Genomic DNA, 24,723 nt, shown 5'->3' with positions numbered 1-24,723 from the left:
TTGATTATTTTTGACCGTAATAAGCGTCTTTCCCATGTTTGCGCAAGTAATGTTTATCTAGAATACGTTGTGGCAATTCTTCCGCAAAATGGTTCAACTCTCTAGCAAATAAATTCATTTTTGATACTTCATCCAACACTACGCTGTTCATTACAGCGGATTTTGCATTTTTCCCCCAAGTAAAGGGTCCGTGGCCTTTAAGCAAAACACCGGGAACCGCCATAATATCTATCCCGCGTTGTTCAAAGGTTTCGATGATTACATTACCTGTTTCCGCTTCGTAACCCCGATCGATTTCCTCTTGCGTCAAGAAACGCGCACAAGGAATGGAGCCATAGAATGTATCAGCGTGCGTAGTTCCCATTACAGGAACGTCAAGTCCTGCTTGTGCCCAAATAGTTGCCCAAGTGGAATGTGTATGCACGATTCCGCCAATTTCGGAGTAATGTTTATAAAGTACTGCGTGAGTAGGTGTATCGGAGGAAGGTCTCATCTCCCCTTCAACCACATTGCCATCCAGATCAACAACTACCATATCGCTGGCTTTCATTGTTTCATAATCTACACCACTAGGTTTGATTACGAATAATCCACTTTCGCGATCAATTGCACTCACATTTCCCCATGTATACTTGATAAGTCCATGTTTCGGCAATTCCAGATTGGCTTGAAAAACCTCTTCTTTAAGTTGTTCTAACATCTTGGTCCCTCCATTTTCAGACTAAATTATCAACAGCGGATTGCTCAATCGCCAAACCTTTTTTATAACGTTCGATAAAGGTTTCAAAGCCTTTAATGTCGGTTGCATCGGGATGAATTTCTTCTCCCTTTACATCTTTGAACACTTTTTGATCGAGGAAGTCTTCCAAGCTTTTTTCCTGATTTTTGTTCATCATGTAGGAGGCAAGAATAGCCATTCCCCATGCGCCGCCTTCTCCAGCAGTTGACATTACGGAAACAGGAACATTCAGTGAAGCTGCCATCATTTTTTGGCCAACAACCGGAGTCTTAAATATACCGCCGTGTCCTAAAATACTATCTATGGCTACATTCTCTTCTTTCGTCAAAATGTCCATTCCAATTTTCAAAGCACCAAAGGCGCTGAACAAATGTGCACGCATAAAGTTAGCCAGATTAAATTTGCTCTCAGGCGAACGTACAAATAGCGGACGGCCTTCTTCTAACCCCGTAATGTTCTCACCCGAGAAATAACCGTAACTGAGCAATCCACCCGCATCTGCGTCTGCTTCCAAAGCCTTATTCAGCAATACGCTGTACAATTTATCAGCTTCTACGTTTTGCCCCATTGCTTCATAGAACTCACGGAATAATCCGAGCCAGGCGTTAAGGTCACTTGAACAGTTATTAGCATGAACCATACCTACCGGACTTCCGTCTGGTGTAGTCACCATATCAATTTCCGGATAAACCTTAGAAAGTTCTTGTTCCAATACGATCATGGCAAAAACAGAGGTTCCTACGGAGACATTCCCGGTACGTTTTCTTACACTATTGGTAGCAACCATACCGGTTCCCGCATCCCCTTCTGGAGGGCTAAGCGGAATCCCAGCTTGTAATTGCAATGATGGATCCAGAATTTCGGCTCCTGCTTCGGTTAATAGACCCGCTTGCTCACCGGCAACATACACCTTAGGAAGAAGATCGCTGGTCTTCAGCGAATAACCTTTGCCAGCAATAAGCTCATCAAACTGTTGTATCATGGATTCATTATAATTCCCTATGGATTCATCAATCGGGAACATACCTGAAGCATCCCCAACACCAAGTGCTTTGTTGCCGGTCAATAACCAATGAATGTATCCTGCCAACGTCGTAACAAACCGAATCTCCGGCACATGTTCTTCTTTGTTTAAGATCGCCTGATAAAGATGAGCAATACTCCAACGTTCCGGGATATTGAATTTAAATACATCCGTCAATTCTTTGGCTGCCTTACCAGTTGTTGCATTACGCCAAGTCCGGAACGGAACGAGCAATTGATCCTGTTCGTCAAAAGCCATATATCCATGCATCATTGCAGAAAACCCGATTGAACCAACGGTTTGGAGGGTGATTCCGTAATTTTGTTGAACTTCTTGCTTCATCTCACGATAAGCATCTTGTAGACCTTTGATAATATCTTCTAGGCTGTACGTCCAAAAGCCGTCTTTCAATTGATTTTCCCATTCATAACTTCCAGAAGCGATCGTTTGAAAACTATGATCAATAAGTACTGCTTTAATACGCGTGGATCCAAATTCAATCCCTAGCGAAGTTTCTCCCTTATTGATTGCTTCTTCGATGCTTAATCGATTCGATATCACGTTAGTCACCTCTCTGACAGCGCTTTTTTAATATAAAAGAATTCGCTTTCTTAATTAACAGCTTTAGTATAAATTTTTGTACGTACATTTGTCAATAAAATAGTTATATATACATACAAATATGGAGATGATAATAATTTAACTCCGTACTTAGTTTGTTTATGATGATCTAAAGGTACGAAATATTTACATTTTTTCATAAAAAAAGAGCCCCTTTATATTTAATTCGTAGTCATGCTATAATTTGTACATACAACTTAACGAAATGAACGAATCAAAAAGCGAACAAGTATGGAAAGAGGAATTACATGAAACCAAAGTATCAAGTGATTATAGAGGATATAAAAAGCAAGATCCTTTCAGGAGATTACAATGTAGGCGAACAAATTCCTACGGAGTCTGCCTTGCAGTCCTTGTACGAGGTTAGCAGACAGACTGTTAGAAAAGCCATTTTAGAGCTATCCAACGAAGGATTCCTCCGCAGCGAAAAAGGTTCTGGCACGTATGTCAGCAACCAATATCGCACAAAGACCGGCGGGAGTTCACATAAGAAGACGATCGGTGTAATTACGACGTATATCTCTGACTACATCTTCCCTTCTATTATCCGGGGGATTGAAAGCCGAATGAATGAGGATAACTATTCTCTATTATTGGCTAGTACCAATAACGATGTTGCGCAAGAAAAAAAAGCTCTCGAAATGATGTTGTCCTACGGTGTAGATGGTTTAATTATTGAACCTACGAAAAGTAATCTGTATAATCCCAATATTGCGTATTATCTGTCGTTTAAGGAGCAAGATATTCCACTCATTATGATTAATGCTTTTTATGAGGAAATAGAGCTCCCCTTCCTTTGTCTTGACGATGTGCAGTCCAGTTATCTGGCAACAAAAGAATTGATTTCCAAAGGCCACTCTCAAATTGGACTTATCGCAAAAATGGATGATTTACAAGGCAAATATCGAATGAAGGGTTATATCAAAGCCCTCGAAGAAGCTAAATTGCGGTTCTATCCAGAGCAAATATTTTCGTTCAACACCGAGACCAAACAAACCTTAGCTACGAACTTGAAGGATTTCCTAAATAAAAATAGAGATACCCTCTCTGCGATTGTCTGCTACAACGACGAGGTTGGTTTGGAAGTGGTCAATGCTTGCAGACAGCTGAACATTTCTATACCAGAGGAATTATCAATTATTGGCCAGGACAACTCCTATATTGCCCAAAATGCGAACATCAAACTGACCACTTTGACGCATCCCCAAGAAACTATGGGCCGTGATGCAGCGGATTGGGTCATTAAAAAATTACAAGGAAAAAAGGATCTTCCCAACAACACTTATTATCAACCTGTGTTGATTGAAGGAGAAACAGTAGTCGAGAGATAGAATAAATTCTGAGGGATTTGCGTTTATCTTCATATGTAAATGTAATAACCCACCAGTCGTGACTGGTGGGTTATTTGCAACTGTTATCTCCGTATTCTTTAAAGGTTCGATTCTTGGTTTGAAGTCAACAGTACAGTAGAAGCAAACTGTTTCACAAGCTTGCCGGGATTTATCCCGTATTTATCCCGAAATCCCTCGGCAGCCCGAGGGGTGATAGCCCCAAGGCTTGAATATGGTGTTATCTGGATACACCATCTAGGAAACACTAACATTTCTTTTACTTAATTTCTTAAATACCGAGTATTCCTTATTGGACTTAATAAAACTTAATATCTTTTCAGCACATTCTAATGAATTCATCTCTTCCGTATTTACTTCGAGGTCATATTCTTCAAAGCAATATACTTTGCTAAACTGTGAAGCTGCTAGTCCAATCATTCTATCTCCTCTTGTTTGCTCTCTTCTTATGAGTTCTTCTTTCGAGCATATTACACCTATAAATAACGTAGGGTGATCGAAAAATTGATCAAGAAACACATTAAACCTCTTATCGTTGTCGATTACGGTATCTACTATTACATTAAAACCAAATTCTGATAACAATTTAATTGTCGAATGGTACACTGAGAATATGGAATCATCCAATATTTGGGAAACGACTTGATGATCTATTTCTCTTGTAGGTTCATCTGGAAATTTATTATTAATAAAATCATTGTAATTATTAAAAAAATCATCAATTGATAAATGATAAAAAGGAATCTCTTTCTGTTTTATCAGTTCAGTCGATATGGAGGTCTTTCCGGAACTTGAAGTTCCATTTAGAAAAACTAATATCCCTTGCTTCAATTTAATCATCCCTTCAAATAATAATCATTGCAACTCAGAGATTATTCGAGAAAAGATTAAATTATCCTTTACTGTTTGATATGTTCCTTGATTTGTTCGGCTATTTGCTCCAACAATGCTTCTTTTCCTAAAGCAAAGAAAGCCTCATTATAATTTTGTCTGCTTGTCATACGATATATATTATTCGATTTTACAGCTTTCAGATTGCTCCAGACCTTGCTTTGGTCAAGAACATTCTGGTCATTATCGGATAATAAAATGATATGGTCTGGATTAAAGGTGGACAGTGCTTCTAGACTTGTCACTTTCCCTCCCCATGGATCTGGCTTCGGTGTACCTGGCGCGATGGGTAATCCTAGATCATTAAAAATCATATCCGCAATACCTGTGCGGGAATAGATGCGTATTTCTTTCTCTGTAGCTTCGATTACCGCAAACGTCTCTTCCTTGGTTATCTCAGTGATTTGATCATGTAGTAGTAGAGCACGTTGATCATAGACCTTCAACCACGCTTCCATTTCCGCTTTCTTATCAAGCACCTCCGCAACAAATGCAAATCGCTCTCTAAAAGCGTTAAAGCCATAAGGCACCCTCACTGTTGGAGCAATCATATTTAGTTGATCATAGATTTTTTCTTGGGTAGGTCCTGCCAGTATCAAATCAGGGCTTGCTGCAATGATCGCTTCTAAGTTGACTTCCGTCTGAAACCATCCAGCGGGAGTTACATCAGGCAGTTCTTTTTTGAGAATAGGAGTGATTTCTAATGAATTAGCCATATCTGTATTCCCAGTAATAACAGGTTTATATCCAAGCACCAGAAGTTCTTCCGTTGAGCCGGATACATCGGCAATTCTAACCGGATTCACCGGTAATTCAACATCTCCTTTAGCCTCCTGACCTGAATTCCCACACCCGTACAGCATCACCATCATGATTAAGGCGATTCCGACAAAAGAGATCCGTTTTAAACTGAACATTTTTTCCAACCCTCTCCAATCTATTGATAATCATTCTCACTTCTAGCAAGTCCGATCATACACTCTGCTGATAGGACAGAACTACCGGCAGAGGGATTGAATAACGGTTTGGCGGATATTTATTTAATTTTTATCGTTTTTTAATTACTTCTGAAGGATTAATTCCATATTGCTTCCGAAAAGCTTCGGCAAAATGACTAAAGTTGTTGTAACCTACCATCGTCGCTGTTTGGCTGACACTAATATCCCCGGTACTTATGATTTCCCATGCTTTTTCTAAACGTTTGTTCCGTAAATATGCAAATACAGTTGTTCCGTACTCTTCCTTAAATCCAACTTTTAATTTGTATTCGTTAATGCCTGCCAGCTTGGACAATTCGATTAGCGAAGGTGGGTTTGCCATGTGGTCAAGGATGATATCCCTGGCTTTCCGAATGTTTTCTCGGTCACTACGTGATAAATGCAAACTGCGTTTAGTAAGTTTCTGCTCAAAAAGAAATGCGTCAAAATATACAGATAGGAGTTCTAATGCCTTCCCCTCTACGTACAACCGGCGCATGGAGGTATGATATGGACAGTCTCTCAATTGCACCAATAATCGGGTGGTTTCTGGAAGAATAGGCATACGGAACATTCGAAAAGCACGTGAATCTAACAGCCCGGATAAGCTGCGAGCATGTGAAGAGCCTTGATCCTCCATCCATGAATCGAATAGTGTAACAGGTACACCTATGGACAATAAACGGATAGGTTCAGCACTGCGATAGTGAAATTCCGCTTGGAAATCCTGCATGAACTGCAATGAACAACTGTCGGGCATTAACTCATGGCTGGTATCTGTTACATGAACTTCCCCGCTTCCCTGCAGACAAAAGCTTAACTCAATCATCGCCGCTTCGGATTGAACCTGAACTAGGCGATCATCAGCAAAACGGTAATCACTATCAACAATTTCGATCCCGGAGGGTGTGATCACTCTATCGACGTATCCTTGGGTACTGGATTGTGCAAAATGTTTCCTCTCTGTAGTGCCCCTCATAGACGGAGCCTCAAACAAAGCATCGAAATACCCGTTATAGATGTTATGAATAGATGAACTTGTCATTCTGTTATACACTCAGCAGGTAAGCTGCACTCCGTAATCCCAATATTATGTTTTATCATGAGCAGATCACCTTTTCTCTTCTATTAAATGATAACGATTATCATTTAGATCATTATATGCGAGATATTGGATAACCTGCAATGTACAGTTTTTAAGGATCTCTTATCTCCGCCTCCTCAGTAAAGCGGTAGCACTTCTTGTGTCAGCCCTGAAAAGAGGTCGCTGGTTTGATCAAAAAAGGCATCAGGCAAATAATAATAAGCATCACCCATAGACACCACCTTTAATTCGGGAATGATATACATGGCGATATAAGTCCCGTCTTTGAGGTTGAACTGTAATTGATATGATTTTCCTTGGGATTGCGCCGCTGCAAGAGCTTCATATTCCTTAATGCTTAGCTCTGTTTTTTTTGCGCTGTACAAACCTTCGATAATGGACTCAACAATAGGATGATCAGTGATAGTCTTTTGCACGTCATTCCCCACATGATTCAGAATATAGATATCTTTTGCATGCTCCTTCAGATTAGCCAGATCTAGATACTCCTTCGCGCTCATTGCAGAATCGTCTACCTTCGCCACAATTTCAGCTAGATAATAATATTGCTCATCCTTAACTGCAATACGAAAATGGGATGGGTATGTTGGGATTTCATACAGCTTTCCACCCATAGCGAACGTAGCGGCATAATCTTTTTCCGCATTCTTATCCCCGTCATTCTTTCCGGGCTCTTGGTTGAGATCAAACTCTAATGCACCAAGCGATTTGTCAGGCTCCATACCTGTGAACTTAAACTGAGCGCCATCTGCTACGAATGCATAACGGTATCCATTGTAATTCAGAATTTTGCGAACCCCTGTGGGAGACGAGACTGGTGTCTGCTGTGATATTTGTGGTGAATTAGGCAACGGAGTCTGCGGAAATTTATAAACGGCCACACCTAACACCAATGCAGCACAAGCTGCGAGTGAGCCCCACTTTACATAAGCTTTTTTATTAGTGCCTCTCGCGGAGTTGGCTTTTTCTATCAGATTTTCGTCTATGTAACCGATTGTTTTGAAGAGTTCTTTATTATTCAAAGGAAATAACCCTCTTTCTGAAGATATATTTGGAGTTTTTTGCGTGTTCTGAAAAGAATTGATTTGGTTTTACTTTCACTGATTGAGAAGCGTGCGGCAATATCGGCCAAAGAATCAGAATACCAGTAACGCCTCAAAAAAACATTCCGCTGATCTTCCTTAATGTTGTGTAGAAATTTGCTTATAGATTCGGCTATTTGTGCTTCCTCGTATTGGGTTTCAACGTTGTCTGAAGAGGATAAACAATCGTTTAATTCATTAAGAATCGTATCGAATTTTTTATTCCGTTTTTTAGCCATGTAATAATCGTATTTGTTCAAAGCAATATTTCGTGTGATTCTCCCCAGAAAAGAGGACAGCTTTGCAGGAGACTTCGGCGGTATTGCTTCCCATGCACCAAGAAAGGTATCGTTAACACATTCTTCCGAATCTTCAGCATTAGACAAAATGTTATGAGCGATCCGAGTACAATAATTTCTATATTTTTTCGATGTTTCTTCTACTGCCCTTTCATTACGTGCAAAATACAATTGTATGATTTCACTATCTTCCACTCCATCACTTCCGTTCGATTTGATTAAGCATTCACTTATAAAGTAGGAAAAGAAGTGTTTAGGTTGCATAAAAATATAATTTTCTATAAGCTTCGGCATTCAACGCTGATAATATGACATAAAAATACAAATAACCCCTCATCCTAAGGGATAAGGGGAAGTTATGATATCATCTAATTTTTAATTAATTCTACTTCCTTCATTGGAACCTTTGTCTTACGGAGCATCATCCAGATCCCCCCCAGACAAAATAAAACACTACATCCCATGCCAAACAACGCGCTGGCGTTTAATGCCTGAGGTGAGCCTTTCATTGTAAGCACAGCCATTTGAGTGACAACAATGGAGACTAAGGCATCAGTAAAGCTAATCATTTTTAATGTTGATATAATGGGATTTTTGAGATGACGGTTAACAATATTTCCATGAATGGCAAAACCAAGTTTTGTAAAAGCGATCAGTGCTACCAGATATACAATGTAACCTTCATAAACCAAAGCATCTCCGACTAGATAAATCCGCAGGCAGACCAACAGATAAGAAACCCCTAGAAGACAAAGAAAAACACCGCCACGCTTATAAACGTAAAGCTCCAGTGAATACCTTTGCTGTGCTGAACTGACTTTTTTAGCTAATGTATATTTATGAAGCACCTGTCCTTTGGCTATACAAAGGATCAGATAATAAAGTGCATTTGTGATGAACCATCCGGACAATAGATATAACCCAAGAATTAACTTGCCTATACCAATAAAAGCATCGATGACTAAGGAAGCAGCGTTGAACATGGCGGTTCGATCTTGCGGATTTCCGAAGTACCGAACTAAGATTGCCTTAATATATATCATCCTTTCAAGAAAACCTTCATATCTCATTTTATGTTTCTAAGGGGACAATAGTATCATACTTGGCTCAACCCAGCAATAAAGCAAACAAAGTTCTGATTTATGATATATTAGAAAAGGTTGTGCAAATTCGGCAAGAGGAAATAGCAACAGCAATTGTTAATGGAGGCAGGTCGTATATGTATAGAAAATTAACAGCAGCAGAGTTAGATGTTATATTAAGCTCGATTAATAAGGAACAGCATTTTTTATATTATTCATACCTTACTTTTCGCAGACAAAACACAGTGCATTACGGTCAGTATTCTGACCAGGGCGAGTTGCTTGGAGTATTAGCCTTTTTAAGTGGCCTTCCGTTTAATGCTTTTTCTGTATATCCAGTTCAGCAATCCTTTTGTCTCAGCTCAATGTTGGCGTTCATGAAAGATGAATTACATCTACATAACCATGCGGTGGGTAGCTTTATTATTAACGAACAAGAGCTGCAGGTCTTTGCTTCTCAGCTTGAGTTCTACAACCCTCCCCAAAAATTGCTTCTTATGAAACATATTCATGAAGATGTTCTACCAACAGCGGACAAGCATGTTATGCACTTAGGACCTGCTCATTTCCAGCGAATTGAAGCAAAGATGAACGAGCTGCAAACCATGGCTTTTTCAAAAGAAGAATTACAGAATCCGTTCTATGGTGTGATGGCACAAGACGAGCTGATTGCTGTAGGAGGATACCATATATATAGTGAGGATTACGTTGAACTAGGAAATATCGGAACAGATGTGGCCTGGAGAAGAAATGGTTATGGTAAAAAAGTCTGTGCAGAGCTAACACGCCAAGGACATGCCATTTCAGCTAACGTATATTTGAATGTTTTTGAGGAGAATGTAGGAGCCATTTCTCTATATCAATCGCTGGGATATGAACTCATTTGCCAACAATACATCGTTGAATTTATGATTTAAATTAAAAACGTACTGCAGCTAATGCAGTACGTTTTTTCTAAATTTTAGGTGATACGCCAGTTAATCTTGTTTATTTCATTGCTTTTGCCAGCTCTGTGAAAATAACCCCCAGCGCATGAGCACCCGCATCTGGATAACCGATGCTGCGTTCCCCCACTGTGCCGGCTCTTCCCATACGGGCAACGATTTCTATAGTATTTTTAGAACCTTGGACAGCTGCTTCCGCTGCTTTATTTGCCGCCACTTTGATATCGTCGCCTTGTTCTGCACTTTGGGTCCAGGCATCTGCGAACGGTACAAGCGCATCAATCAATGTCTTGTCTCCGACGACAGCCCCTCTGCCAAAAGATCTTTCACCCGTATCTTGAATCCCTTTGACAACAGCCTGCATCATATCAGCAAACTCCTGAATGGTCAGCTCTTCCTTCTGCTGAACATTTTTGCTCGCTGCGCGGAAGCCTGATCCCCAGATCGGTCCGGATGCTCCGCCGCAATATTCCATAATGACCATGGAGCAGGCGTCAAGGAACTCACCGATATTAGTGAGATGATGAGCTAAAATATCCTCCCACTCGACTTTCAGCTGTTTAAAGCCCTTAGCTACACTCATCCCGAAATCGCCGTCTCCAGCGTGGGAGTCAAGCTCACAGAACGGAACTTCATTCTCAATAATAACCTGGCTCATTTGATCGAGCAGATAGACGATATTTTGCAAAGTAAACCGATTGTTCTTAATCACCGCTGCAGCAGCATCCGTATTATTCTTAAAGGATACATTGCTGTCTGCTTTCTCTTCTTGGATTACTTCAGTATATTTCACAGGCTCAAAAGGGCCTTTAATCAACAAGGCTGGTGTATCACAAGGCGCAGATAACCATTTCTTCAGTGTCTCATCCAGCTTCATTATCGTCACCGATGCACCTGCCATGTCAATGCTGGTCATGTAGTTACCAACAAACACTTTAAACACTTGCTTATTCTTAGCGGTTAATTCGCGGATGACAGAATTGTTCAGCAAATATAACTCTTGCAGCGGGGTGCCTCCAAAACCATTAATTAATACGGCTACTTCCTCCTGCTTCTGATCATTCATTTGGAAGTTGTCTAGCAAAGAGGTAACCATTCGCTGTGCTAATTCATCTGCGGGTACAATTTTCTCCCTGCGTATTCCAGGTTCTCCATGGATGCCAACCCCGTATTCCATCTCGTTCTCTTCAATATGAAATGTCGGAGTACCTTTGGCAGGCACGGTACAAGAGGTATAGGCGAAGCCTATGCTGCGCACATGATCAATTGCATGTTGCGCCGCTTCTTTCACTTCCGCTAAGGACAATCCAGCTTCTGCTGCTGCTCCGGCTACCTTATGAACAAGCACTGTTCCGGCTACGCCTCTTCTGCCTACTGTATAAAGGCTGTCTTCAACGGCAATATCGTCGTCTACTTTGACATAATCCACTTCGATACCGTCTTCAGTTGCTAGATGGGCCGCATTTTTAAAGTTCATGATGTCACCGCTATAATTCTTGATAATAAGCAGCGAACCTTTGGTGCTGGCTGTGCGGCGAATCGCTTGATAAACCTGAATTTGGGATGGAGAAGCAAACACATCACCGCATACAGCTGCATCCAGCATCCCGGTTCCTACAAACCCGGCATGAGCCGGCTCATGCCCGCTTCCGCCACCACTGATCAGGGTAACTTTATCTTGATTGATCTCTTTCTTAGAAATCACTTTGAATTTAGGATCGAAATCCAGCTCGGGATGCGCCAAGACAAGCCCGTTACACATTTCCCTAACCAGAGTCTCCGGCTTGTTTATGATTTTTTTCATCTTAAAGCTCCTTACTTGATTTATATTGACGGCCTAATTGATCGGCTGCCATAATTGCTGATGCAACCGCATCCTCCGTAATTGGGAACGGCATCGAATGGATAGATTCCTCAGCAATGCAAGCTTTTTTAGCAACCTCAAGCAGTTCCTCATAGGTTACATGCTCAACACCAATATCCGCTAAGCATACTGGGAGGCCAATCGAAAGACAGAAGTCCAACACTTCTTTTAATTCAGTCCGGTCTGCATTTTCAAGAACCAATTGAGCAATCGTGCTGAAGGCAACCTTTTCACCATGATAATAATGATGAGTTCCTTCCAAAGCAGTTAACCCATTATGAATCGCATGAATCGCTGCCAAACCACCACTTTCAAACCCAAGACCCGATAAAAGAATATTCGTCTCAATTATATTCTCCAAAGCTGGGGTTACGATATTCATGTCGCAAGCTTGCTTCGCCTTGAATCCATTCTCAAGCAATGTCTCATAGCAGAGCTTCGCAAGTCCCAACGCTGTTACTGTTCCTTTAGCTTCACCGCAAACCCCTTCACGAACTCCGCAAGGTAAACCTGCATTCACATTGGAGTAAGAATTTGCAGTAGCTCTTGCTTCAAAATAGGTTGAAAGTGCATCTCCCATACCTGCCACAAGAAATCTTGTAGGTGCATTGGCAATAACTGTTGTATCAATCATGACTACACTCGGGCTTTGCTTGAAATAAGCATAATCATCGAATTCACCTTCCGGTGTATAGAGCACCGCTGAGTGGCTTGTCGGAGCATCAGTTGCTGCTATCGTTGGAACGATAATCAGCGCTTCTCCTTCAGCTACACATTTTGCCGTATCAATCGCCTTACCTCCACCCAAGCCAATCGTACATGCACATTGATGTTCTTTGGCTAGCGCTTGTAATCTGGCGACTTCTTGTCTTGAGCATTCCCCGTGGAAGCCGCTTTCAACAAGAGTTATATTAAATTTCTGTTTAGTTGACTCCAGTTTGTCTTTCACACGTGTTACATCATCTGGATGGGCAATTAACAAAGCAGAATCACCAAAGGTTTTTACGAAGTAACCTAAGTTCAATAATTCATTCTCACCTTGTACATATTTCGTCGGACTGATAAATGCTCTTCTCATTTTTCGTTCCTCCTCAGTTGTTTATAGTTATCATTATAGATTGCTCTAATTTAAGAAACATGAAACAATAAAAGCTTATTAAAGCGTTTTCTTATCGTATTTTTTTGTCATAATCGTGAAAAATCGAACTTTCATGTCATTGTGTTGAATTATTCTGTATAATGTTCATTAAGATTCTATAACTTACATAGGAGAATTTTGTGATGTCAAAATCCCGGTTCAATCTAGAAGAAATTATTGATTTGAAGAAATGGGAAAAGCTCCAGGATTCCTTATCTCTTGTAACCAAAATGGCTATTCTTACTGTTGATTACAAGGGTGTTCCCGTGACCAAGCACAGCTATTGCCAGCCATTCTGTCAAGGTGTGCGCCAGGACTCCCATCTCTCTCAATATTGTCAAAAATGTGATGCCCGCGCTGGGATTGAAGCGGTTCGCCAGAACAAACCGTTTATTTATTTATGTCATTTCAATATTATAGATATCGCGATTCCGATCATTATAGATAATCAATATCTAGGTGCAATTATGGCCGGACAGCTCAAGCTTCGTGAACCTGACGTGCCACAACTGGAGCAAATTGTCTCTCGCCCGCCGAATGTGGAGACGAACATGAAATTTAAAGCACTCAAAGAGGATTACCAGGCACTGCCTGTTTTATCCTACGATGAAGTAACAAAGTGTGTTGAGCTGCTGCTGCAGTTAAGTACCTATATCGTGGAGGAAGCCATTCAAAAGCATACTACTGTGGATTTGTACAAAAAGGTTCTGACCACCAATATAGAAGAACCCGCTTCTGCTGAAGCAATGGACGAGTCAGACCGTACGTATCGAAAAATCCAATCCATACAGCAGGAGTTATCCGGGGCCTTGATCGAGACCAAATTAAAGAATGGTGTACAAAAGTTCGTCTCAGTAAATTCTGTGCTTCAGCCTGCTTTTAATTACATTTATGCACACAAAAATGAGAATTTCAGCCTCAAAGAGATGGCTAAGCTTTGTCATATCAGCCCCAGTTATTTCAGCCGTATTTTCACTAAAGAAACTGGAGAGAATTTCTCCATCTTCATTGCCAGACTCAAGATTGAATGGGCTAAGCAACTGCTGGAATCCACGGATTCCCCGATCAATCAAGTCAGTGATGATTTGGGCTTTTGCGACACGGGCTATTTCATTAAAACCTTCAAAAAATACGAGAACCTCACCCCGGCTGTATATCGGAATATGTATATGAGGCGATCAGCAAAAGAAACCCTCCGTTAATAAAATTAACGAAGGGTTAGTTCCTCATTCCCACCAATGCTTCATTTCACTGAATCCTACATCCCATAACTTCACATTCCCTTTAAGGATAAAGGTTATTTCTTTTACGGTAACTAATGCCGTATTGTTGAGTTCAGCTTGGGAACTATATTGTTCACTGGATTGAAGGATCATGTTACCATCAGCTATAATCATTAGTTCACTGCTAGAATTTTCATTTTGCGGGAATCCAAAGCTGAAATATAACCATACCTCTTTTTTATCACCCAAAGTATAGGTGTATTTTTTAATATCTTCACCTTCACTGCTGTACAAATTCATTTTTGGTATTATATTTTTACCTGCGATAGTGAAACTGGGAAGATTATGCGTGGTAGGCATGCTTCCCGTAAGCTTTTCCAACGTTTGTAATCCCTGCACGGGTCTTTCACTTTTCTTCAGAGTTAAATCAATGATCTCAGAGATTCCCATGATTCCAACCAATAGCACAACAACAGATAATGCCGAAGTAAAAAGTGATCTCCTGGTGATTTCCGGGGAAAATCCAATCTTATATGCACAAAATCCGATCATTGCCCCTAACGTATTGGAGATGACATCGGCTACATCAAAGGAACCCAAAAAAGTTAAAGCTTGAAGACTTTCCAGCACAAAAATTGTTAAGATAAACAAACAAATAAACTTCTTAAAATGTGTACGATACAGCAAAGGAAATAATACGCCAAAAGGAATAAAAGCAGCGATGTTCCCAAAGTCATAAAACCAAGAAAAGGATAGGTCAAAGAGATCAGGAAAAAGAAGCGGAACACTTTCTGGAATCAACATAAACGTATATTCATACTGGCTTGTTGCATGCTCTACTCTATTGAAAGCAAAAAACAAAAAATATAAGATCAACAGTGTATACAAAATAGTTCCTATAATAAGAATCTTTCGTAATTTCACTCCCATAATAACTTCACAATTCCCTCCATATGTCGATGGAAATAGTATATCTCTCCAAAGTGACATTCCCGTGACACTGAAGGTGACGATTTAGTCATTCAAAGCTTATATCGACAAAAAGTCATCACCCTTAATTTAAGGTCGATGACTTTTGGTTACATAAATTATCTATTCGAGACTAGTTTCCAGTGCTGGCCAGCAGAACCTGTATTATTTGTTTGAATAATATTTGCCCCCTCTGTCGTCGAACCCTGATCTACTGCCAGAGCTTTTCCACTATTACGATTAATAATATTGTAAAATTCACCTGAGGACTCCAAAGTCCACTGCTGGTCATTCGATCCGTTATCATTCCATTGTACACTTTGAGCACCGTTAGCTAATGAACCTCCTAAAATGCCCAGGTTTTTACGACTATTAGTATTGACCAGCTTCGTATAGCCATCAGCTGTGCTGACTACAAACCAATTTTGGTCATGGGATGAAATTCCGCTGCTCCACTGAACCGCCTTCCCTCCATCCGCCATCGAACCTTGATAGATACCCAACACTTTACCACTGTTCTCATTAACTAATCGATAACTGTCCACCATAATATGTCCTTCATCTGGAACCAACTCCCACAGCTGATCAGTGCTGCCTGCATCAGTCTGCTGTATAACTTGGGTACCCTCTTCAGTAGAACCCTGCGCTATACCTAACGTCTGACCACTGTTACGGTTAACAATCTTGTAGTAGTTACCAGAGGCTTGTAAAGTCCACTGCTGGTCATCGGAATGGTTTTCAGTCCATAAAACGGCTTTAGCTCCTTCTGTTGTTGATCCTTCTAATATTCCGGCGACCTTTCCACTCTTTGCATTCACAATGGATTTGTAACCGTTAGGAGCATAACCACTTTCCGCTGTGGAAATGAGCCAATATTGATCCAAAGAATTAGTCCCGCTGCTCCATTGGACGAGCGGATTGCCATTCGCAGTTCCACCTTCCAATACACCTAAAGCCTTCCCACTCTTCACATTAATTAATTTGTAGTAACCTACGGACATATCACCATATTTCACCGTGTTTTTCCCACTAAAAAATCCGGCTTGAGGGATAAATAAGCGGCCATTGCTAAGCGGCAGTAGTTGGCGGTTATACCCTGCATCTACGGGCGGATTATATGGAACCCAGCTTCCGGATGCATCCACTCTAGAAGAGTTGATCAGCACTTCTTTTTTTCCTGCAACGTTTAATACGAGTCTCCCATCTCCCAAAGCAGAAATATAGGGACTTCCTCCGTACCCTACAAGAGATCCTACTTCAGTTGGATTCCAGCTCTCAGGATCTGCTGAAATTTTCAAATAATTGGGCACGCCCGGGTATCCGACCATCTCATAGGTCATTGCGTAATTACCATTGCCCAGCTTAGCGATTGTAGGCATTCCTGGACGTAATTTACTGTCTGCAAATGCCACATCAACTACCACAGGTCCCCCAGTTCGTACCCTCCAACGTAGTCTGATGAACTAACTTCTGGGCATGGGCAGGATCACGTTCATCTGAATAATAAACAATGAGTTTGTTGTTGTGAACCAAAAAGAAAGGCTCCCAAATGGGATCGTAACCAATATCGTTTCGTCCACCTTCAGCAATGGTGCTTACATATGTCCATGTTCTACCTAAATCATTGCTTTTATATAATTCCAACTTGGTAGCTGCTTTGTTGCTTGGCACAGAATTTCCTGCAAGAAGCATAGTACCTGCAGGCATGTTACCTATAGATTGGGGGAGTTCAAACAATTCAGGGCAATTTAACATTCCCCAACCGTTTTGAGTATCCTCCACTTCTCCAGCCTGATTCCAAGTGACACCATTGTCAACGCTTTCATAAATAGGGAAAACAGGGGTGGTATTAGAGGTTTGTTCAAATGTAGCATACATTTTATTATTGTTGATGCCACTATATTTAAGCTGGATTGCCCTAGGTGATAAAGCCCCATAGGATGGTGAATCTGCTGGTGGTACATATAAGACATTAGGACCGAAAGCGTTTACAATATCGCCGTCAAAGCTAATCCCTGTGCCAACCACTGTCACTAAAACCAACAAAAAAGACAAAACCTTCCTCAGTTCTCTTCTCAAAAGTAATTTCTCCTTTACTCTGGTTTTTTTAAACGAATACAGCTTCAATATAATTAATAAACGGATAAATGAGAATGTAATATCTCGACCGGATCATGCAATATGATTACACAAATAGACTCTCATCTTCGATTTCAAGTTTTGAAATTAGAAGAGGCAGATGAACAACCTTTGATAATCAAAAGTTGTTCATCTGCCTCTTAACTTGTTAGGAATCTACTTTTTCTTCTTGATGTGATTTCTTTTCATTGTGATAAAGGACGAATTCGTATTTATTCCCCGTTAGTTGATCATTATAAAATACAATTTTACGGTTCAGTATATCCAAGTTTTGTTGCAATGCCTTAATTTCTTGTTCCACTTGTTGCTTACGCTGTTCAAGTAAATTTTTCCGTTCAGGAATTGTCTCGTCCCCCATAGCCCGCCACTCGGTATATTGCTTCAATTCTGCCATCGTCATTCCTGAATCTTTTAAATGAAGCAAAAATTGAACCCAACCTATATCCTGATCTGTATATTCACGTAAATTATTGTCACTTCGATGTGGAGTAAGTAAGCCTTCCAATTCATAATATCTGAGCGTGCTCTTGTTAACACCGACGATTTCTGCAAATTCTCCAATGGAATAAGGCATGATCCCCACCTCCATTTCTAATTTTGTTTCTATTCAAAGGATATACTTAAATTAATAAAAAACCAAATGGCGGAGTATGAATCCATTTTTATGGCTTGCCTTAAAGTGTACTTTAAGGTCTATACTTCATTTTGAAGCAGTTAATCATCGATGAAAGGGATGTTCTTATATGGCTGAAAAACAAACAGCAGGACGAGACTTGTTAGGAGAATTCGCTCCGAAATTTGCTGAACTGAACGATGATATCTTATTCGGTGAAGTGTGGTCAAGAGAGAAAGAATTATCTGCACGTGACCGCAGCATGATTACAGTTTCAGCATTAATATCAGGAGGAAACTTTGAACAATTAACTCCACATCTGCATAAAGCAAAGGCAAACGGAGTCACAAAAGATGAAGTAGCGGAAATCATCACGCACCTTTCGTTTTATATAGGGTGGCCTAAAGCTTGGTCGGCATTTAATATTGCCAAAGAAATTTATAAAAATTAAACGAAAGAGGTTTTTTTATTATGGCTAATGAGCAACTAAGCAACAGTACTATCTTTCCACTCGGACAAAAGGTTGAAGCTAATTTTATAGGTGATGCATACTTGCAGATGATTTATACTGATGCGACACCTTTGAATGCGCCTATTGGGAACGTAACCTTTGCCCCGGGAGCTCGCAATAACTGGCACTTCCATAAAATCGGACAAGTATTATTAGTTACCGGTGGTGAGGGTTGGTATCAAGAAGAAGGCAAACCAGCTCAATTCCTCCAAAGCGGGGATGTTGTGAATATTCCAGCGAACGTAAAACATTGGCATGGTGCTACAAAAGACAGTTGGTTTGTCCACTTAGCCATTTCACCCGGAGAAACAGAATGGTTAGAACCTGTTGATGGTGAGCTTTATAATCAATTATAAAAAAACGCATCGAGTCTATAGACTCGATGCGTTTCTTTTCTATATCGTCTTTTTGAGAAAACTAAACTTTATTGCTCAAGAAATTGGTAAACTGCCATCATCTCTTGTTTATTCAACTCACGAATACGATTGAAAATTGGAATCTCAGCAACAGCCTCAATATTTAAGCTTTCAGAAATAACGTCACTTACTTTACCCGTTAGCCAAGTTTGAACATCTATACCTTCTACGACTTCCTTACGCCCTTCATCATTGATTCCACTCGCATAACAACTAACACAGGGAATCGTTAATTTATATACGCCATCATGAAGTCCATCTTCCGAAATAACTTTTTTCCCTTTACAGAATGGACAGGGATGGCTTGCTTTAACCTTATTAATTAAGGTGACGATTTTTTTGTAACCAAACGCTTCATAGACATAAGTCAGCTTTTTATATTTTCCATTAGTGAAATACTTATCTATGATATTTTCTCTTGTTTCGTGTATATTGGCAAAATCACAGATCGTAATCCGGTTTTTCCTGCTGATGGATTCGATACTGCCGCTAATGCTGTCCCAGAATGGCAAGGTGTTTTGTAACACCATTTCGTATTGCGCAAAACTTCCTAACTCTAGTTCAAGCATTTTTAGAGCGACTTGTGTTTCCCTGGGTAATAGAGAGACCTCTTCTGTCAAAACCATATCGCCGCCCACGATGGCTTTCATTTTTTCTAGTACCTGTAATTCACCAACGGTGCTAATGACTTGATCAAGGGGCATCCCAATAATCTCACGAATATCAGTGTCGCCGTATTTAAGCTTTTTATGATGATTTAATACCGTTCCTTGACAAATTGGACAGGTAATCATTTTTTTGGATGCTTTAATATGCTCTTTAATAATCGATTTCGAGATAACCATATAGTTCCCGATAATGGTATTAAAGCCTTCCCAAGTTCTCGAGGCTTTAGCTGCTTTATCATAGAAGGACTTTTCCCAATACCCGTATAAAAAGGTGTGTTTTTCAGCTTCTGTCATCTCATTATAACTTTTGCTAATATCCTGTCCGAGCTCATTCTTTAACTCATCAAAGATGAATTTTATTTTTGGTAATTGATAGAATTTCAGAATCTCCATCGCATCTGGATGTAATGAGCCGTCCCAAAAGGGTACGTTCTTGTCCTGAAGAACAATATCAAAGTCAAATTCTTCAATCACACGGCGGCCCTTACAGCTTGGACAATGATTGTCTGATTGATAGAAATCAAAGCTTTTTGTATCCTTATTAGTGGGATGCGCTGCCACAATATGGTTGATCAAGCCACCCATTTCATAAAGGAAAGTAAACTGACTATACAAGTGTCGTTCCAGATCAATGGCGATGACAGGCGCAATCGTATCCGATTCATATTCACCATAAATCAGGCGGGCCATGGAGGATAAGCTTTTTAAGATGCCACCTTTATAGATGTTCTCTGCATTTTTAAAATAGGGGATCTGACCTTCTTTTAAATAGTCAATTCCATTTTGTAGCTGGAGTGTTGAAGAAATGTGCGCAGGTGCCACACTATCAGCAGTATTTTGTTGACGATAATAATCATCATGACTGAGAACATCAAGATGCTCCACAGGTGCAAGCTGTCTTTTGCCAAAATCAACGATAAAATCAGAGTTCTCTAACATATAGGAATTATGTTCAATCATGATTATGGAGACAGATTCATCCTGCAGAATGTCCCTAATGCTGTTAATGAATTGATTTAAAATATTTTGTGATAAACCTTTGGAAGGCTCGTCAAAAATAAAAAGTGTATGTGGATTTCTTGAGCCCGCAAACAGCTCAGAAACTAAATGGACACATTGAAATTCACCCGTGGATAAGGACTGTGTTTTTCGCTCCAACGTCAAATAACCAAGTCCAAGCTTGATCAATAAGCTAAGTCTTTTATGAGCAATGTCCTCATTTGGCAGTTCAACAATAATATCTTCAATCGAGCGCTCAAAAATATCATCAATATCCTCACTGTACTTTGTGAGTTTCCTTTTAATATCAAGAAAAGTGGCAACGGTCGAGCGACTGGTAATCGACTGATTTCGATCTTGCCCTACGATCACCAGCTTATCTTTGGAATAACGCTTTAGAAAATCTTTGACCATACATTCATTAACCAGTGTAGATTTACCACATCCGGACTCACCTGTAAAAGTTACCATTCTATTTTGAGGAATCTGAATTTCGGCCATTTGAATATTACGACAATAAAGATCATGAAATTGATAATATTCTGCAGGTGCTGCCTGATTTAGTTCTCTATTGATGGGCTCAGGACGTGGTGATTCTTCAACAATTTTCCCGCCATATTTGCCACTGCCAGGTCCAAAGAACAAGTGTTTATCCGCTGTGTCCAGCACCGTGTCAGAATGGTCAATGAGCCAAATTTGATTTTTATATCCCAACTGTTTAATCTCCGCTAAAATCTTCAATAGGGTTTGGTGATCGAGACCCACGGAGATTTCATCAATGATAATCACGGTATTTTCACTTGTTGCCATGAATTCTGCCAAGTAAAGTCGTGTTAATTCTCCGCCTGATAATGTACCCATAATACGATTTAATGTTAAATAACCAATATTCATATTGATTATATTTTTCAGAATTTGTTGTTTACCTTCACTTATTTTTAGAATATCTGCCTGTGATAAAATGGTCTCTATACTTAAGTCGTTTAGATCAGAAATACTCTTTGCTTGATCCAATAATTCAATTTTATATTGTTCAGCTGCTTGATTATAGCGTTTCCCCTGACACTTTTTACACTCGACATTTTTTGTAGTTCCACGACCCTTACAATCAGGACACCAACCCAATTCATTATTAAATGAAAAAACCTCTGGAGAGAGATTATATTGTTCAGCAAGAGTGACACGGATTTCAGTAAACACACCTGTATGTGTGCCAATGGTTGACCGAGGATTTGAAGATATGGATGATCTACCAAGAAAAAGAACAAGTGGTATTGCTTCCATTTTGATCGCACTGAAATTAGTCTCCATAATATTGGGGAATAAATACTGGTATTCAGCTTTTGGCAGTAAGGAAACGAGACGTTTTTTTGATTCTTCCCCAATCGTTTGACAAAAAGTTGTTTTACCAGATCCAGACAAACCAGCAATTCCTAACGACTCATCAACTGGCAGTACCGTTTCTAATCTGTTAATATTGTTCGCAATTAATTGATTTATTTTCATAGTAAGCTCATCTCATCTCCATTCTCTTCATCTAGTATTGCCATGATTTATTCAATTAAAAAGGGCACTTTCCTTATTCCAGAAAAGCGCCCTATTCTTGAAATTACAATTCTGCTAATGCCTTTTCGAGCTGACCACCCATATTTGTCCAAGCATATTTAGCACCTTCGATAGCTCCTTGGCGGGCTTTCGTCTCCTCACTAAATCCTGATTGATCTAGATGGAGGTTAACCTTCCCCTCTGAATCTTGACTCACAGTCCAAGTAACAGTAGTACTTTCTCCCGCACTATTCCAAGTATAAGATAACGTATGCGGCTCATCCACGACGAGTACTTCGCTATCTACAATTCCATCCCACCATTCATTTGGCTCAGCACGGAATTGAAATTTATGACCAACGACGGGTTTAAAATCATTACTCCAGATCCATTTCGCAAGCGTATCCGAATCCGTTAAAGCATTCCATACCTTCTCGATCGAACTTGTAAATTGAAAATCTAATGATACATCTGGTTTCATAGTTATTCCTCCAATATAAGTTTTAATTTATCAATTCTTTGTTTCCAGAATCCTTCATAAAAAGATACCCAATCTTGAATTTCTTTCAAAGGATTGGCATTCAACCGATACCTCGTCTCTCTGCCAACCTTCCGAGCAATTACGAGACCAGCATCTTTAAGTATATTTAAATGCTTCGAAACGGCTGTACGACCCATTTCAAAATGAATCGTTATCTCATACAGAGGTAATTCATCAACATCAGCCAGAATTTGAAGAAGTTTTCGTCTTGTTGGATCCGCAACAGCGTCATAAACATCTCTCACTTGACTATTGTCGCTCACAACCACCCCCACCTTTTCCGTAATATTTCCTGTAATGTCACCTAGTATCCATCATTATTAATTAATAGGACACCATTTGGTGTCTAATTGATTATAAGACACCAAATGGTCACATGTCAACAATTCAGTAAAAAAAGCATTACCAAAAGCGAGTCCAGCATAGGACTGCTTTTGATAATGCCTCCAGATAAATCATTTCGTTGTACGCTTTAATAATTAATCTAATTGTTCTCCATTAGTAGCGATAACATTTTTGTACCAATAAAATGATTTTTTCTTTATACGACGTTTTGTACCTCTGCCCATATCATCTTGGTCCACATAAATGTAACCATAACGTTTGGACATTTGATTTGTTCCTGCACTCACCATATCTATGCAACCCCAGCTTGTGTAGCCCATTACATCTACACCATCTGCAATGGCTTCTTTTATTTGCTTAATATGTTCTTTTAAATAATCAATTCGGTAATCATCCTCTATAACATCGCCTTCTTGTAATACGTCTAAGGCACCTAGGCCATTCTCTGCAACAAGTACCGGCTTTTGATAGAGGTCATACAATTGGTTTATTGCAGTTCGTAAACCCTTAGGATCAATCTGCCAACCCCAATCACTCGATGGTAAATAAGGATTTTTCACTCCGCCTGTAAGCAAATTCCCTTCTGCGCCTTCTATCTTTTCTGGATGTGCACTAACTGCACCAGACATATAGTAGCTAAAGGATACATAATCCACTGGATAGTCTTTCATGATTTGTTCATCCTCGGGCTCTGTTTTCAAAACTATATTTTTTTCTGCAAACATTCGAGCGGTATAAGCCGGATAGTAACCTCTCGCTTGAACATCAGTAAAGAATAAAGAGGTACGTTGTTTATCAACTGTGGCTTGAACGTCGTCAGGATCACAGCTATAAGGAACAAGAAGTTGATAACTAACCATACATCCAACCATTGCTTGAGGATTACTTTCTTTACACCCTTTGGTTGCAAGTGCACTTGCGACAAATTGATGATGCGCTCCTTGAAACATTGCTTGTTCAATATTCGGATGATTTTCTTCGATAACCCCTAGACTTACATATTGGTGGTGTACTACACAGTTAATTTCATTAAAAGTCATCCAATATTTCACTTTATGCTTGTATCTTTCAGCTACAGTGGTTGCATAGCGAACAAAGAAATCTATAACTTTCCGGTTCACCCAACCTCCATACTTAGTTGTTAGATGAAGTGGCATTTCATAATGGGATAAAGTAACAATAGGCTCAATTCCATATTTGTTCAATTCATCAAACACACGATCATAAAATGCAAGACCTTCTTCATTAGGGATTAATTCATCCCCATTTGGAAAAATACGAGTCCAAGCAATGGACATACGGAAGGCTTTAAAACCCATTTCGGCCAATAAAGCAATATCTTCTTTATAGTGGTGATAAAAATCCACCCCATGTCTTTTGGGATAATACTTTTCACTTGCGGGATCTTGTGCTTCTTCTATTTGTTTATGAGTCATGAGGTGCCACTGGTCAGACCAGTTTTTTTTAGGGGTGTTTTCGTCAAAAATATATACATCTGCTAGAGAAAGCCCTTTACCGCCAACATTACTTGCTCCTTCTAGTTGATTGGCAGCTGCTGCTCCTCCCCATAAAAAGTTTTCTGGAAATGTCGTTTTCAATTCAAACATGTGTAAACCCTCCTTGTTGTTAAATAAAACAT

At 39.9% G+C, this 24,723-nt stretch carries 23 protein-coding genes; 5 read left to right on the top strand and 18 right to left on the bottom strand.

The genetic code is table 11. From position 1 onward, the window contains the following. Nucleotides 1–4 precede the first annotated feature (4 nt). Nucleotides 5–700, bottom strand: a complete 696-nt coding sequence (locus tag NSQ50_RS15045) for an L-ribulose-5-phosphate 4-epimerase (RefSeq protein ID WP_036677359.1) — start codon at nucleotides 698–700, stop codon at nucleotides 5–7. Nucleotides 701–716: 16 nt separating this feature from the next. Then, nucleotides 717–2,324: a xylulokinase gene (locus NSQ50_RS15040; RefSeq protein WP_076222486.1), complete on the bottom strand. Its 1,608-nt coding sequence runs from the start codon at nucleotides 2,322–2,324 to the stop codon at nucleotides 717–719. 308 nt (nucleotides 2,325–2,632) lie between these two features. Between NSQ50_RS15040 and NSQ50_RS15035 the strand changes: the two genes are divergently transcribed. Then, nucleotides 2,633–3,715, top strand: coding sequence for a GntR family transcriptional regulator (locus tag NSQ50_RS15035; RefSeq protein WP_036677364.1), 1,083 nt, complete (start codon nucleotides 2,633–2,635; stop codon nucleotides 3,713–3,715). A 255-nt stretch (nucleotides 3,716–3,970) separates the two neighbouring features. On the opposite strand, the gene NSQ50_RS15030 is transcribed toward NSQ50_RS15035, so the two are convergent. The 6 genes from NSQ50_RS15030 to NSQ50_RS15005 all read right to left on the bottom strand — a co-directional run bounded on the left by NSQ50_RS15030 (nucleotide 3,971) and on the right by NSQ50_RS15005 (nucleotide 9,130). Then, nucleotides 3,971–4,564 carry a chloramphenicol phosphotransferase CPT family protein gene (locus tag NSQ50_RS15030; protein ID WP_038571047.1) on the bottom strand — a complete coding sequence of 198 codons (594 nt, stop codon included), beginning with the start codon at nucleotides 4,562–4,564 and terminating at the stop codon, nucleotides 3,971–3,973. Between the two features lie 68 nt (nucleotides 4,565–4,632). Next, nucleotides 4,633–5,541, bottom strand: coding sequence for an ABC transporter substrate-binding protein (locus NSQ50_RS15025; protein WP_076222488.1), 909 nt, complete (start codon nucleotides 5,539–5,541; stop codon nucleotides 4,633–4,635). A 130-nt stretch (nucleotides 5,542–5,671) separates the two neighbouring features. Further along, nucleotides 5,672–6,646 carry a helix-turn-helix transcriptional regulator gene (locus tag NSQ50_RS15020; protein WP_076222490.1) on the bottom strand — a complete coding sequence of 325 codons (975 nt, stop codon included), beginning with the start codon at nucleotides 6,644–6,646 and terminating at the stop codon, nucleotides 5,672–5,674. A 176-nt stretch (nucleotides 6,647–6,822) separates the two neighbouring features. Continuing rightward, the gene (locus tag NSQ50_RS15015; RefSeq protein WP_256716970.1) at nucleotides 6,823–7,728 is read right to left on the bottom strand and encodes a hypothetical protein; all 906 of its coding nucleotides are present in this window, start codon (nucleotides 7,726–7,728) and stop codon (nucleotides 6,823–6,825) included. After that, complete coding sequence (locus NSQ50_RS15010; RefSeq protein ID WP_249267686.1) at nucleotides 7,725–8,381, bottom strand: RNA polymerase sigma factor; 657 nt, start codon at nucleotides 8,379–8,381, stop codon at nucleotides 7,725–7,727. The genes NSQ50_RS15015 and NSQ50_RS15010 overlap by 4 nt, the downstream gene beginning before the upstream one ends. 74 nt (nucleotides 8,382–8,455) lie before the next feature. Beyond that, entirely contained in the window at nucleotides 8,456–9,130 is a 675-nt protein-coding gene (locus NSQ50_RS15005) for a hypothetical protein (protein WP_254857049.1), read from the bottom strand. Nucleotides 9,131–9,306: 176 nt separating this feature from the next. Between NSQ50_RS15005 and NSQ50_RS15000 the strand changes: the two genes are divergently transcribed. Further along, complete coding sequence (locus NSQ50_RS15000; protein ID WP_076222673.1) at nucleotides 9,307–10,086, top strand: GNAT family N-acetyltransferase; 780 nt, start codon at nucleotides 9,307–9,309, stop codon at nucleotides 10,084–10,086. 70 nt (nucleotides 10,087–10,156) lie between these two features. On the opposite strand, the gene dhaK is transcribed toward NSQ50_RS15000, so the two are convergent. Further along, nucleotides 10,157–11,917: a dihydroxyacetone kinase subunit DhaK gene (gene dhaK, locus NSQ50_RS14995; RefSeq protein ID WP_076222492.1), complete on the bottom strand. Its 1,761-nt coding sequence runs from the start codon at nucleotides 11,915–11,917 to the stop codon at nucleotides 10,157–10,159. Between the two features lies 1 nt (nucleotide 11,918). Further along, nucleotides 11,919–13,055, bottom strand: a complete 1,137-nt coding sequence (locus NSQ50_RS14990; protein ID WP_076125622.1) for a glycerol dehydrogenase — start codon at nucleotides 13,053–13,055, stop codon at nucleotides 11,919–11,921. 203 nt (nucleotides 13,056–13,258) lie between these two features. Between NSQ50_RS14990 and NSQ50_RS14985 the strand changes: the two genes are divergently transcribed. Then, a complete protein-coding gene (locus NSQ50_RS14985) occupies nucleotides 13,259–14,317 on the top strand; it encodes a PocR ligand-binding domain-containing protein (protein ID WP_076217596.1) in 1,059 nt (352 codons plus the stop codon). Between the two features lie 24 nt (nucleotides 14,318–14,341). Here NSQ50_RS14985 and NSQ50_RS14980 read toward each other — a convergent pair whose 3' ends face one another. The 4 genes from NSQ50_RS14980 to NSQ50_RS14965 all read right to left on the bottom strand — a co-directional run bounded on the left by NSQ50_RS14980 (nucleotide 14,342) and on the right by NSQ50_RS14965 (nucleotide 18,020). Continuing rightward, entirely contained in the window at nucleotides 14,342–15,268 is a 927-nt protein-coding gene (locus NSQ50_RS14980) for a VanZ family protein (protein ID WP_076222494.1), read from the bottom strand. 158 nt (nucleotides 15,269–15,426) lie between these two features. After that, nucleotides 15,427–16,731, bottom strand: a complete 1,305-nt coding sequence (locus tag NSQ50_RS14975) for an RICIN domain-containing protein (protein ID WP_076222496.1) — start codon at nucleotides 16,729–16,731, stop codon at nucleotides 15,427–15,429. Further along, the gene (locus NSQ50_RS14970) at nucleotides 16,721–17,386 is read right to left on the bottom strand and encodes a hypothetical protein (protein ID WP_076222498.1); all 666 of its coding nucleotides are present in this window, start codon (nucleotides 17,384–17,386) and stop codon (nucleotides 16,721–16,723) included. The genes NSQ50_RS14975 and NSQ50_RS14970 overlap by 11 nt, the downstream gene beginning before the upstream one ends. A 208-nt stretch (nucleotides 17,387–17,594) precedes the next feature. Beyond that, nucleotides 17,595–18,020 (bottom strand): MerR family transcriptional regulator, encoded by a 426-nt coding sequence (locus NSQ50_RS14965; protein WP_076190371.1) that lies wholly within the window; start codon nucleotides 18,018–18,020, stop codon nucleotides 17,595–17,597. Between the two features lie 169 nt (nucleotides 18,021–18,189). Here NSQ50_RS14965 and NSQ50_RS14960 point away from each other — a divergent pair, with 169 nt between their 5' ends. Next, nucleotides 18,190–18,510, top strand: a complete 321-nt coding sequence (locus NSQ50_RS14960) for a carboxymuconolactone decarboxylase family protein (protein ID WP_076125630.1) — start codon at nucleotides 18,190–18,192, stop codon at nucleotides 18,508–18,510. A gap of 20 nt (nucleotides 18,511–18,530) precedes the next feature. Further along, nucleotides 18,531–18,926, top strand: coding sequence for a cupin domain-containing protein (locus NSQ50_RS14955; protein ID WP_076217591.1), 396 nt, complete (start codon nucleotides 18,531–18,533; stop codon nucleotides 18,924–18,926). Nucleotides 18,927–18,994: 68 nt separating this feature from the next. Here NSQ50_RS14955 and NSQ50_RS14950 read toward each other — a convergent pair whose 3' ends face one another. The 4 genes from NSQ50_RS14950 to NSQ50_RS14935 all read right to left on the bottom strand — a co-directional run bounded on the left by NSQ50_RS14950 (nucleotide 18,995) and on the right by NSQ50_RS14935 (nucleotide 24,691). Beyond that, nucleotides 18,995–22,159 (bottom strand): ATP-binding cassette domain-containing protein, encoded by a 3,165-nt coding sequence (locus NSQ50_RS14950; RefSeq protein ID WP_076222500.1) that lies wholly within the window; start codon nucleotides 22,157–22,159, stop codon nucleotides 18,995–18,997. A 103-nt stretch (nucleotides 22,160–22,262) separates the two neighbouring features. Next, complete coding sequence (locus NSQ50_RS14945; RefSeq protein ID WP_076184590.1) at nucleotides 22,263–22,679, bottom strand: SRPBCC family protein; 417 nt, start codon at nucleotides 22,677–22,679, stop codon at nucleotides 22,263–22,265. Between the two features lie 2 nt (nucleotides 22,680–22,681). Beyond that, nucleotides 22,682–23,002, bottom strand: coding sequence for an ArsR/SmtB family transcription factor (locus tag NSQ50_RS14940; RefSeq protein WP_038571021.1), 321 nt, complete (start codon nucleotides 23,000–23,002; stop codon nucleotides 22,682–22,684). A 216-nt stretch (nucleotides 23,003–23,218) separates the two neighbouring features. Beyond that, on the bottom strand, nucleotides 23,219–24,691 hold the full coding sequence (locus tag NSQ50_RS14935) for a glycoside hydrolase family 1 protein (RefSeq protein WP_036677855.1): 1,473 nt from the start codon (nucleotides 24,689–24,691) through the stop codon (nucleotides 23,219–23,221). Nucleotides 24,692–24,723: the final 32 nt, after the last annotated feature.

This window comes from Paenibacillus sp. FSL R10-2788, from assembly GCF_038003885.1.
Lineage (GTDB): Bacteria > Bacillota > Bacilli > Paenibacillales > Paenibacillaceae > Paenibacillus_AQ > Paenibacillus_AQ odorifer.
This window is presented reverse-complemented; position numbering and strand designations above follow the sequence as displayed.